The 11,630-nt window shown below is 71.0% G+C and carries 9 protein-coding genes and 1 pseudogene; 3 read left to right on the top strand and 7 right to left on the bottom strand.

What is annotated here, in order from left to right:
* The 5 genes and pseudogenes from GUY59_RS43385 to GUY59_RS43365 all read right to left on the bottom strand — a co-directional run.
* A pseudogene (locus tag GUY59_RS43385) lies at positions 1-2,648 on the bottom strand (DUF5682 family protein); the annotation flags it as partial.
* Positions 2,645-3,760: an ATP-binding protein gene (locus GUY59_RS43380; protein ID WP_138207351.1), complete on the bottom strand. Its 1,116-nt coding sequence runs from the start codon at positions 3,758-3,760 to the stop codon at positions 2,645-2,647. The gene GUY59_RS43380 and the pseudogene GUY59_RS43385, both read right to left, overlap by 4 nt.
* A gap of 11 nt (positions 3,761-3,771) precedes the next feature.
* Entirely contained in the window at positions 3,772-5,073 is a 1,302-nt protein-coding gene (locus GUY59_RS43375; RefSeq protein WP_138207349.1) for a VWA domain-containing protein, read from the bottom strand.
* On the bottom strand, positions 5,070-6,572 hold the full coding sequence (locus GUY59_RS43370; protein ID WP_138207347.1) for a hypothetical protein: 1,503 nt from the start codon (positions 6,570-6,572) through the stop codon (positions 5,070-5,072). Before GUY59_RS43370 ends, GUY59_RS43375 begins: the two co-directional genes overlap by 4 nt.
* Positions 6,572-7,075 (bottom strand): hypothetical protein, encoded by a 504-nt coding sequence (locus GUY59_RS43365; protein ID WP_138207345.1) that lies wholly within the window; start codon positions 7,073-7,075, stop codon positions 6,572-6,574. The genes GUY59_RS43370 and GUY59_RS43365 overlap by 1 nt, the downstream gene beginning before the upstream one ends.
* Before the next feature lie 219 nt (positions 7,076-7,294).
* Here GUY59_RS43365 and GUY59_RS43360 point away from each other — a divergent pair, with 219 nt between their 5' ends.
* On the top strand, positions 7,295-7,936 hold the full coding sequence (locus GUY59_RS43360) for a GntR family transcriptional regulator (protein WP_252375189.1): 642 nt from the start codon (positions 7,295-7,297) through the stop codon (positions 7,934-7,936).
* A gap of 72 nt (positions 7,937-8,008) precedes the next feature.
* On the opposite strand, the gene GUY59_RS43355 is transcribed toward GUY59_RS43360, so the two are convergent.
* A complete protein-coding gene (locus tag GUY59_RS43355) occupies positions 8,009-8,347 on the bottom strand; it encodes a luciferase domain-containing protein (protein WP_236668075.1) in 339 nt (112 codons plus the stop codon).
* 280 nt (positions 8,348-8,627) lie between these two features.
* Here GUY59_RS43355 and GUY59_RS43350 point away from each other — a divergent pair, with 280 nt between their 5' ends.
* Positions 8,628-10,337, top strand: coding sequence for a glycosyl hydrolase family 18 protein (locus GUY59_RS43350; protein WP_138207339.1), 1,710 nt, complete (start codon positions 8,628-8,630; stop codon positions 10,335-10,337).
* Positions 10,338-10,395: 58 nt separating this feature from the next.
* Here GUY59_RS43350 and GUY59_RS43345 read toward each other — a convergent pair whose 3' ends face one another.
* Positions 10,396-11,232 carry an aldo/keto reductase gene (locus GUY59_RS43345; protein ID WP_138207337.1) on the bottom strand — a complete coding sequence of 279 codons (837 nt, stop codon included), beginning with the start codon at positions 11,230-11,232 and terminating at the stop codon, positions 10,396-10,398.
* A gap of 62 nt (positions 11,233-11,294) precedes the next feature.
* Here GUY59_RS43345 and GUY59_RS51095 point away from each other — a divergent pair, with 62 nt between their 5' ends.
* Complete coding sequence (locus GUY59_RS51095; protein WP_201762043.1) at positions 11,295-11,591, top strand: hypothetical protein; 297 nt, start codon at positions 11,295-11,297, stop codon at positions 11,589-11,591.
* Positions 11,592-11,630 lie beyond the last annotated feature (39 nt).

Genomic DNA, 11,630 nt, shown 5'->3' with positions numbered 1-11,630 from the left:
CAGCCGAGCAGCCCCGCCACCCCGTCGCACGCCGCCGGATGCCCCATGAGCAGCTCCGCCACCGGCCCGGACGCCACGGGTGCGGCGACCGACGAGGCGGGCCTGGGCGGGGCCGACTACGGCGCCACCCACGAGTCCACCGCGGGCAGCGAACCGGGGAACGTACGGCCGGCCTCACGCACGAGCACCGGAACCAGGTCGGCCGCCCCCGAGCGCAGCGTGGTGATCAGCTTGGGCAGCCACGGCAGCAGCACGCTGTCGGGCAGCCGCCCGAACGCCTTGGAGATCACCTCGACCACGAACCCCGACAGTGCCGGAGCGGGCTCCATCGCGTGCACGAAGCCCATGATGTACTGCGGGAACGACGGGATGACCAGCGGGTTGGCGAGCAGGTCGTCGCAGCGCGCCCGCAGGTCGGCCATCGTGAGCAGCCCGAGCTGGGTGTGCGCCGCCCACAGCAGCGCCACCTTGGCCGGCGCCTCCGGATGTGACTGCTGCACAGCCAGCTCCAGCTGCGCCCGGTCGCAGCCGAGCGCCAGCGCGAGGCTCTCCATCGTGAACAGGAACCCCAGCATGGCCCCCACCTGCCGCACGCCGGTGTCGTCGTCGACGAAGGCCGTCGGCAGCAGCGTGCAGTAGTGCGCGTAGCCGGTCGTCACGAACGCCTCGCACCAGGCCGGCAGCTCGGGCTCGTTGGCGCGGTAGTACGCCAGCAGCCGCCGGATCCTGCGCAGCACCTCCGGCGCGTCGTCGACGCCGCGTTCGGCCGCGAGCAGTTCGACGGCGCGCTTCCCGAGCTCGTCGGCGAAGCGCCGGCTGCCGAGGAAGAGCACCGCGTCCTCGACCGCCGCCAGCGCGACGGCGGCCGTGGCCTTGGGATCCCACACGGAGCGCCGCAGCCGCTGCTCCAGCACCTGCTCGATGGTGACGCCCTCGTAGCCGAGCTCGATGATGGAGCGCTGGTGCTTGCCGAACGCGAGATCCCAGCTCTCCTGGATCGACCGTTCGCCGAGCCTGCGCTCACCCATGATGGGCCGGACGGCGTCGTCGGGGAGGAGGTAGCGCAACATCCAGAGCAGGTCGGAGCAGGGCACCAGCTCGGGCTGGGCACCGAGGTCGACGAGCGCCCGCTGGATCGTACGTTTGCCCAGGTCGAGGCCGAGCGGCGCGAGCCGGTCGTAGACGTTCCTGGCCAGCGGCGGCAGGGCGTCGTAGCCCACCTCCCCCACGCGGTCGCCGCCGAGCAGGATCTCGCACAGGCGCCGCACGTCGCGGCGGCCCGGCACGACGTCCTTCTCGATGCAGGTGACCGCCGCGTCCTGGAAGTCGTAGGGGGTGGGCCTGGCCCTGTTGCGCATCCCGGCCAGCAGGATCGACGTCTCGAACACCGCGATGGCGTCGGCGGTGCTGGCCAGGTAGCCGTTGCGCCGGGCCAGCCGGACGATGTCGACGCACCAGCCGAGCAGTTCGGCCTCGTCGAGTGCGTCGAGGGCGGGCGGCCGGGACAGGAACCCGGTCAGCCGGTCGGCGGGAGCCTCGTCGGCCTTCGGCGGCGGCAGCTTGGCCGCCCGCTTGCGGGCGCCCTTCTGCCCGGCCAGCTGGAACGGGGCCAGCTTGGTGCGGGTGACCGCCTTCGCCCAGGTGGCTGCCGCGATCGACACCGACCCCTGGGCCACCCCGAACTGCGCCTCGATGGCGGAGTGGCTGGACGGGATGAGGCCGTACAGCCACTTCGTGCCGGTGCGCGGGCTGATCGTGTAGGGGGCCGTGGATTCGATGCCGAACTGCTCGACACGGCTGGCGGCGTGGAACGCGCCGCACACGTAGAGGCAGTCGCCGGGGTCGGCGCCACCGGCGGCCAGGTGCTCGCGCATGCGGGTCCACATGTAGCGCTCGCGGTCCTCGTCGGCGGCCAGCCGGTCGCCGACGGGGGTGAGCCGGCGGAACAGGCTGCCGATCAGCACCATGACCTGACGGTAGGTGTCGTAGTCGGCACCCGAGAGCGGCTGCTCGACGTACTGGTCCCACCACTCCGACCAGTGGCGCACCTTGCCGTGGTGCAGCAGGTGCTCCTCCAACTCGGCGAAGCGCGGGCGCAGGTCGCCGATCTCGACGCCCACCGCGTCGCCGTGCAGGCCGGCCTCTTCGTTGCGTTCCTTGGCGTCCTCCTTCGGGGCCCACTGGAAGACGTGGTCGGTCGAGCGGTCGACCAGCACCAGCTCGACGCCGGGCGTTTCGAGGGCGTAGGCGATGGCCTGGTATTCGGCCGACGCCTCGGTGATGGGCGCCACCACGCTGAGCGGCGCCCACGACTTGGGGAAGCCGTCGAGGTCGGTCGCGAACGCCTGCACCGCCACCGGCAGCCGGCAGTTGCGCAGCTCGGTCAGCAGCGGCTGCAGGTCTTCGCACAACTCCAGGTAGATGACCTTCGGCTGCTTCTCGCGCAGCCGCCGCGCCATCGCCAGCGCGGAGGCCGGCGAGTGGTGGCAGACGGGGAAGATCTCCAGCTTCTCGCGCAGCGCCCTGTCGACGTCGTCGACCAGCCCCGCCAGGATGCCGGACACGGCGACGGGACTGTCGGCGAACGTCTCGGCGGCGTCGAGCAGCTGCTCGCGGAGCGAGCCGAACGGGCTCGTCTGGCCGATCATGAGAGCGTGGCGATGGCCTCGCGGCCGCCCTCGAGGAACTCGGGCCACTGCCCGCCGTCCTTCTTGCTGCGGGGCTCGACGACACCGTGCCAGTATTTGTTCAGGATCGCCAGGTCCTCCGGGCTGCGCCGGGCCAGCGAGCCGACCAGCGAACCGGCGAGCGTCTGCGCGCGCAGGGTGCGGTCGCCGAAGAAGTGGCTGTGCAGGATGGCATCCTCCAGCACGCCGATCTGCTCGGCCGTCGACAGCGCCGACTCCAGCTTCTCGTCGTCGCTGGTGGCCGAGGAGGCGGCGGAGCGCAGGTCGGCGAAGCTCTGCAGGAGGATGTCGAGCAGCGTGGGCGGCAGGTCCAGCTCGATCCGGTGACGGCGCAGCAGCTCTTCCGTACGGAAGCGCACGATCTCCGCCTCGCTCTTCTTGTTCGTCACGACGGGGATGCGGACGAAGTTGAAGCGGCGCTTGAGCGCGGACGACAGGTCGTTGACGCCCCGGTCGCGGCTGTTGGCGGTGGCGATGATGGAGAAACCCGGCTGGGCGAAGACGATGTTGTCGTCGTCGAGCTCGGGGATGGAGACGTACTTCTCCGACAGGATCGAGATGAGCGCGTCCTGCACGTCGCTGGTGGAGCGGGTCAGCTCCTCGAAGCGGCCGATCACGCCGCCCTCCATCGCCGTCATGATCGGCGAGGGGATCATCGAATCACGCGACTGCCCCTTGGCGATGACCATGGAGACGTTCCACGAGTATTTGATGTGGTCTTCCGTGGTGCCGGCGGTGCCCTGGACCACGAGCGTCGAGTTGCGGCAGATGGCCGCCGACAACAGCTCGGCCAGCCAGCTCTTGCCCGTGCCAGGGTCGCCGATCAGCAGCAGGCCCCGGTCGGAGGCGAGGGTCACGATGCTGCGCTCGACGAAGCTGCGGTCGCCGAACCACTTCTGCGCGATCTCCCGGTCGAGCCCGTCGGACCGTTCGGAGCCGAGGATGAACAGCCGGATCATGCGAGGGCTCAGCCGCCACGAGAACGGCTTGGGGCCGTCGTCGATCGACTCGAGCCAGTCGAGCTCCTCGGCGTACTTCACCTCTGCGGGGGCGCGCAGCATATCGTCACTCATGCGGGGGTCTCCTAGGTGAGGAAGTTCTTGAGCTCGGACACGAGCTTGCGGATGTGGCCCGAGAGCACCGGGGTGCCCAGGTCCTTGAGTTTCTGGCGATACCACGGGTCGACGCTCTGCGAGCCGGAGCTGTTGACCGAGCCGACGGGGATGAACTTCACCCCCGAGCGGTGCACCGCCTGGAAGTCGGTGATCAGCGAACGGTTGTCGTAGAAGTCGGAGATCCACACCATCACGGTGTTGCGCGGATCGGAGATCTTCGGTCTGGCGAGGGCCATCGCGGCCGTGCCGTCGGTGCCGCCGCCGAGCGTGGTGCGCAGCAGCACCTCGAACGGGTCGTGCACCCACGGGGTCAGGTCGAGCGCCCGGGTGTCGTAGGCCACCAGGTGCACGTCGACCTTGGGCAGGCCGGCGAAGATCGACGCCAGGATGGTGCAGTTGACCATCGCGTCCACCATGGATCCCGACTGGTCGACGACCACGATCAGCCGGGCGGGGGTGGTGCGGCGCGCGGTCTGCTTGTAGTAGAGCCGGTCGACGTAGAGGCGTTGGTCCTCAGGGCTCCAGTTGGTGAGGTTCTTCCAGATGGTGCGCTCGACGTCGAGGTTGCGGAAGACCCGTTTCGGCGGCACCGACCGGTCGATCTCGCCGACGCTGGCCTTCTCCACCTGGGTGCGCAGCACCTCGGCCACCTCGTCGACGAACCTGCGGATCAGCGCCTTGGCGTTGGCCAGGGCGACCCCCGACAGGTTGTGTTTGTCGTGCAGCAGCTGCTCGATGAGCGACATGCTGGGCGTCAGCTGCTTCGACAGGACCGGGTCGGCGAGCACCTCGCGCAGGTGCATGCGCTTGACCAGGTCACCCTCGATGCCGGCGAGCACCGCCGCCAGCTCTTCGTCGCCCGCCCGGTGGCGCAGCCCGCCCGGCTCGCAGCCCATGCCCTTCTCGAACCAGCCCGCGTCGTTCTTCCAGCTCTCCAGCCGGGCCGCGGTGACGTTGCCCGAGCCGGTGGCGAACACGTTGAGCAGCAGCTTGGAGACCAGGGCCGCGCGGCGCACCTCCGAGCCCTGCTCGTGCTCCTTGTCCGCCATCAGGTCGCGCAGCTCGTCGCCCAGCTCGGGGAAACGCTGCACCAGGGTGTCGACCGACACCCCGGGGTCGAGCAACGCGGGCGGCAGGCCGAGGTCCTCGACGATGGCCATGCCGGCCGTCTCGAGTGCCGGCTGCTCGTCGGGGCCGAACAGCCGGGAAAGCAGGCGCCAGTAGAGCACCTGACGCCGGGTCATGTCGGCGTTTTCCAGGGTGTCGGTCATTTCCGCAGCAGCCGTCCCGCTCGCTCGCGCAGCACGGCGACCACGTCACCGGCCTTGGCCTCGGCCTTGACCACCTTGGGGTCGGTGGGACCCATGGCCCAGTCGCCGTTGTGCGCGGCGACCGGCTTCTTCTTCACCGTGGCCTGGACGGCCAGCGGCTGCAGCACCCAGCGGCCGTCCCAGCGCATCAGGCCGATGCACGCCGAGGAGGCGGCCACCAGCTCGGGGGTGAGCGGGCCGCCGCGCGGCAGGCGGTCGAGGCCGAGCGGCAGCGCGTGGCCGCCTCCCGCCGGGGACAGGTCGAGCGAGCCATCGACGACGGAGTAGCCCTCCAGGAGGACGGGCTCGGCGATGCGTACGGGATGGCGGTCGAGCGGCGGGACGGCCGGGGCGCTCACCCCGGGCAACGCCACCCGCGCCGTCGTGAACGGGTCGGCGGGCTCGCCCGCGGCGGCCCGGTCGTCGTGCCACACCAGGTCGCCACCCGGAAGCAACGGCATGTCCGTGATCTCCAGGCTGTGGTGACCGGCCAGCGCGCCCAGCAACACCGGATGGGCGCCCATCAGCCGCCACACTGCCGGACCGACGATCGTGTCGACCTTGGCGGCCGCCACGCTGGTGCGCACCAGTCTCGCCTGGCCTCCTCCCGTGGGCTCCAGCACGCCGTGGACCTGCGCCCGCACCACGGTGGCGTGCTCGTGCACGTCGGCGCCGAGGATCAGCAGCCGCCCCGACACCGGCTCGGCGCCACCGTGCCACGGGCCCCGCTGCGACAGCAGCAGGCCGCGGGTCCACAGGTCGGCCCACCTGCGCGCGGGCAGGCGGTCCATCGTCGCGACCGGGCTCGACGCGCGCAGCTCCGCCGCCAGGCCGTCGAGCAGCACCGCGAGCCCGCGCAGCTCCGGCACGGCGAGCAGCGCCTCGATGGCCTGGTCTGCCGCGCCGGCGAGGTCGTGGTCGACCCCGCGCCACCCGACGATGGCCAGCTCACGCAACCACATCCGGCACCCGTCGAGCAGATGCCCCGGCACCCCATTTTCCGAACCGGCCTCCTGCCCACCCGGCGAATCCCCCGAGCGCGCCTCCTGCCCGTCGCGCGGATCACCGGAGGCGGCCTGCCCTCCCAGGGGCCGGTCCGGTCGCGGCGCGCCCGGCGCCGGGTTCCAGGGGGTGCGGGGCCGGCCCAGCGCCGTGTCGAGGCGGCCGAGCAGGGCGTCGTGGACCGCGCCGCACAACGCCGCGCGTCCGCCGGCGAGCGCCGCCAGGCGCTCGTCGCCGATCGACCCCGCGGCCACCTTGTCCGCCGCCTCGCTCACCCGATCGCCGATCGGGCTGGCGGCCAGCCCGTCCGCCAGGGCCGACAGCGCCGCCGCCGCGTCCTCGCCGACCCGGGCCAACCCAAGCGTGAGCGCGTCGTCGAACCCCGCCACCAGGTCGAGCGCCTCATCGGCGCCCTCGGGCCCGCCCGCGAGCACCTCACCCAGCTGTACGTCCAGCATCAGCGCGCCACCTCCTCATAAGGGGCCGTCGAGGGGAACCAATGCAGCTCGGCCAGCGGCTCGGTGCTGTCGGTCACTTCGAGATAGGCCAGATGGCGCAGGAACCGGCTGAACACCACGGCCGCCGGGGTGCGCTCGGGCTGCCCGTGGATGCAGCTCATCAGCGAGTCACCCGCCGGCACCTCGACCCGCAGGTAGCGGGCCACGCGGTCGAGGCCGTACTGCACGACCGCCTCGTCGGCCAGCATGCGGATGTGCTTGCAGGCGTGGCCGTGCAGCGCGCCGCACGGCCGGTTGTTGTTGGTGCTGCAGCTCAGCGCGTGGGTGCCGGCGGTGATCGAGGAGACGTAGACCCGCTCGATGTCGGATCCGCTCGACACCACCCCCTGCAACCGCCCGTCGGCCAGCTCGACGAAGGGCACCTTCGCCAGTTTGCGCGGCGCGACAGGCGGCACCACAGGCACCGCGCTGCGCCGCTCCCACGCGGTCTCGTCCGCGTCCACGACCTCAGAACCTCCCGCCCCAGCCGGTGCGCGGGCGCAGGCGGGAGTGCCCGCGCCGCCGCGAACGGCTGATCATGGTCCGGGAACTTACCCCACACGACCGACAGAACCGACCCGGAACGATCAACGGCTGCGATGCCGCCGTACGCCCTACGGGACGGGCGGGTTGTCGATAATATTGCTGACCAGGATGGGTTCGTACGGCATCGGGAGGATCGTGTGCCCCCAGGGTCCCCGCAGGAGGAGACGCTGACCGGACGGGTCAGAGCAGCGGTGCTCCGCGGGGATTTCGTGCCCAACCAGCGGCTCGTCGAGGCCGACGTGTGCGAGCAGTTCGGCGCCACCCGCGCCGCGGTGCGCGAGACCTTCAAGGAGCTGGCCGCCGAGGGTCTGGTCGAGATCCTCAGGAACAAGGGCGCCCGCGTCCGCGCGGTCTCCAAGGAAGAGGCCGTCGAGATCACCGAGGTGCGGATGGTGCTGGAGGGCTTGTCGGCCGCCAAGGCCGCGGAACGGGTGACCCCCGAGCAGGCCGGGCGGCTGCGGGAGATCGTCGCCTCCATGCGTACGGCCGTGCAGGGCAACGATCTCGACCGCTATTCCGAGCTGAACGCCGCCCTGCACGCCGAGATCCGCGAGATCGCCGGCCACCGCACCTCAGCAGTGATCATCGAACGGCTGGGGGCGCAGGTGGTGCGGCACAAGTTCCGTCTCGCCCGGCAGCCGGGCCGGGCCGCGGTGTCGCTGCCGCAGCACGAGCTGATCGTGGCGGCCATCGTGGCCGGCGACCCCGAGGCCGCGCAGACGGCGATGCAGCAGCACCTGCGCAGCGTCGCGAAAGCGCTGGAGGCCTCCGACGGCTGACCGGCCCCGCACCGACTCGCCCGCGGGTCGGCGATGAATTGTCGACGATCGCCTGGGCAATCGGTACGGACGTCAGGCCACGTGTTCCTTGATCGCCACGCTGGTCAGGGCGAACAGCAGGTCGAGGTCGGGCTCCCCATCCAGCTGCACGGTGACCCAGGCCCGGTCGGGGCACGCCATCACCTGGCCGCACTCGCGCAGATAGGGGCCCAGCCGGTCGATCGCCGGCGCGGTCAGGCGCACCTGCACCTCGTCGGCGCCGGCCAGTCTCAGGATCTCGGTTCCGCGTACGGTGAACGTGGGGCCGCGCCGGGTGTCACTCACCACGATCGCCGGCCAGGATCGGAACTCGGCAACCGCACGGGCCACGTAGGGCCCGTGGCGTGCAACGGTCCGCCGCCAGGCGGTCATCCCTGCCACGCCTCAATGCTGAGGCACGGTACACCTCCACGTCAGCGACCGTTCCGCAACCGTTATCTATCCGTCCGGTGAGATCACTCACGGTTCCCGGCGGGATCGGGCGCGCACGCGGCCTTCCGAGCCGGATTCTGACGATATTTCGCCATCTGAGCGTCGCGTATTGACGCCTCCCCGACCTGCGGCTACCGTCCATATTATAAGGAAACTTTACTAATAGTTTTCCTTGTGGCATCCCCATCCCGTACACCCCCCAACCGGATGTCGGAGAATCATGAGACACACCACCCTGCGCAAGACCCTCGCCGGGCTGGCGGCGTTACTGCTGCCGCTCACCGTCCTCGTCGCCGCCCCGTCATGGGCCGCCACCTCCTCCGCGTCCTCCGCCATCGCCGCCATGGCCGACTGGTCCACATGGACGGCCTACACGGTGGGCGCGCGCGTCACCCACAACGGCGTCACGTACGAGTGCCTCCAGAGCCACACCTCCCAGCCCGGCTGGGAGCCACCGAACGTCCCCGCGTTGTGGAAGCGCGTCAGCGACGGAGGCGGCGGAGGCGACACCACCGCCCCGAGCGTGCCGGGCAACCTGCGTACGACCGGCGTCACCGACCGCAGCGTCTCGCTCGCCTGGAACGCCTCCACCGACAACGTCGGCGTCACCGGCTACGAGGTCTACCGGGGCGGCACCCTGGTCAGCACGGTCACCGGCACCACCCACACCGACGCCGGGCTGAGCCCTGAGACCCGCTACTCCTACACCGTCAGGGCGCGCGACGCCGCGGGCAACCGCTCAGCCGCCGGCAACACCGTCAACGCCACCACCGCCGAGGGCGACGGCGGCGACCCGGGCGGTCCCGGCGACGGCGGGAACAAGGTGCTCGGCTACTTCGTGCAGTGGGGCGTCTACCAGCGCAACTATCACGTCAAGAACATCGACACCAGCGGCTCGGCGGCCAAGCTGACGCACATCAACTACGCCTTCGGCAACGTGCAGAACGGCCAGTGCGCGATCGGCGACAGCCACGCCGACTACGACCGCTTCTACCAGGCGAACGAGAGCGTGGACGGCGTCGCCGACACCTGGGACCCAGGCGCGCTGCGCGGCAGCTTCAACCAGCTGCGCAAGCTCAAGCAGAAGCACCCGCACCTGAAGGTGCTGTTCTCGTTCGGCGGCTGGACCTGGTCCGGCGGCTTCACCCAGGCCGCCCAGAACCCGGCCGCGTTCGCCGAGTCCTGCTACCGGCTGGTCGAGGACCCGCGCTGGGCGGACGTGTTCGACGGCATCGACATCGACTGGGAATACCCGAACGCCTGCGGCCTTACCTGCGACAGCAGCGGCCCGGCCGCGTACAGGAACCTCATGCAGGCGCTGCGCGCCCGGTTCGGCTCGGGCAACCTGGTGACCGCCGCCATCACGGCCGACGGCACCAACGGCGGCAAGATCGACGCGGCCGACTACGCCGGAGCCGCGCAGTACGTCGACTGGTACAACGTCATGACTTACGACTACTTCGGCGCTTTCGCCCCGCAGGGCCCGACCGCGCCTCATTCGCCGCTCACCTCCTACAACGGCATCCCGACGCCCGGCTTCCACTCCGACGCCGCGATCCAGAAGCTGAAGAGCAAGGGCATCCCGGCGAGCAAGCTGCTGCTCGGCGTCGGCTTCTACGGCCGCGGCTGGACCGGCGTCACGCAGGCCGCGCCGGGCGGCACGGCGAGCGGGGCGGCGCCCGGCACGTACGAAGCGGGCATCGAGGACTACAAGGTGCTCAAGACCCGCTGCCCCGCCACGGGGACGGTCGCCGGCACCGCGTACGCCCACTGCGGTAACCAGTGGTGGAGCTACGACACGCCGGCCACGATCGGCGGCAAGATGAGCTACTCGAAGAACCAGGGCCTCGGCGGCGCGTTCTTCTGGGAGCTCAGCGGCGACACCTCCAACGCCGAGCTGCTCACGGCCATGAGGAACGGCCTGGGCTGACAGTGAACCGTCAGGGGCCGGCCCGCACTGATCGGGCCGGCCCCTTCGGCGGGACGGTTCAGCCCAGCTCGCGCACCTGCTCGGCCGTCAGCGACACGGCGGAGGCGGCGAGGTTCTCCTCCAGGTGGGCGACCGTCGACGTGCCGGGGATCGGCATCGTCACCGGGGAACGGGCCAGCAGCCAGGCCAGGCTGACCTGCGCGGGCGTGGCGCCGACGGCCTGTGCGACGTGGTCCACGGGACCGCCGGGCTCGGCCAGCCTGCCCTTGGCGATGGGGCTGTACGGGATGAACCCGATGCCCTCCTTCTCGCAGTGCTCCAGCACCCCTTCCGAAACCCTGAGGGTGAGGTTGTAGCGGTTCTGCACGGTGGCGATCTCGACGACGCGCCGCGCCCGTTCCAGCTCCTCGACGCTCACCTCGGACAGCCCGACGCTGCCGATCTTGCCTTCGTCCCGCAGCGCCTTGAGCTCGCCCACCTGGTCCTCCAGCGGAACGACTGGGTCGATGCGGTGCAGCTGCAGCAGGTCGAGCCGGTCGAGCCCGAGCCTGCGCAGGCTCATCTCGACCTCCTGCCGCAGGTACGCGGGCCGCCCCACCGGCTCCCACTGGCCCGGCCGCGGGCGTACGAACCCGGCCTTGGTCGCGATCAGCAACCCTTCCGGGTAGGGGTGCAGCGCCTCCCTGATGAGCTCCTCGTTGACGTACGGCCCGTAGGAGTCGGCGGTGTCGATGAGGTCGACGCCCAGCTCGACGGCCCTGCGCAGCACCCGGACGGCCTCGTCGTGATCGCGCGGCGGCCCCCAGACGCCCGGCCCCGTGAGGCTCATGGCGCCGAAGCCGAGACGGCGGACGCTCTTGCCACCGACGGTGAAGGTGCCGGGCGAGTAGGACATCTGGCCTCCCAAGGCGCAACGTTCCGAGTCCGTGATTCAACGGATACAAGGCCCATCTTCCTATGACCCTGAGCGGGGGCCTGTTCACCGGGGCCGAGGTGCTCAAGACCGAGGAGGAGGCCGCGGTCTTCGGCGGCACCGCCGGGGTCCCGCTCGACCCGTGCTACCACAGCGCGTGCGAGGACATCAGGAACGTCAACGACAGGGCGCTCGACGTGAACTCCGACGCGATCGCCACCCTGGCGGGCACGTACGCGAACGACACCGGCGGCATCGGCGACGCCCCGCCGGCGCCGCCGCAGACCACCGCCCGCAACGCCGCCGCGGACGGGCACCGGCCCGCCGACTCCCCCAGCTGACCCTTTGCTTCGGGACCTGCCCGCCGCATGGGCCCGTCC

Source organism: Nonomuraea sp. K271 (assembly GCF_009908215.1).
Taxonomy (GTDB): domain Bacteria; phylum Actinomycetota; class Actinomycetes; order Streptosporangiales; family Streptosporangiaceae; genus Nonomuraea; species Nonomuraea longispora.
Note: the sequence above shows the minus strand (reverse complement) of the source record. Positions and strands in the feature narration are given on the sequence as shown.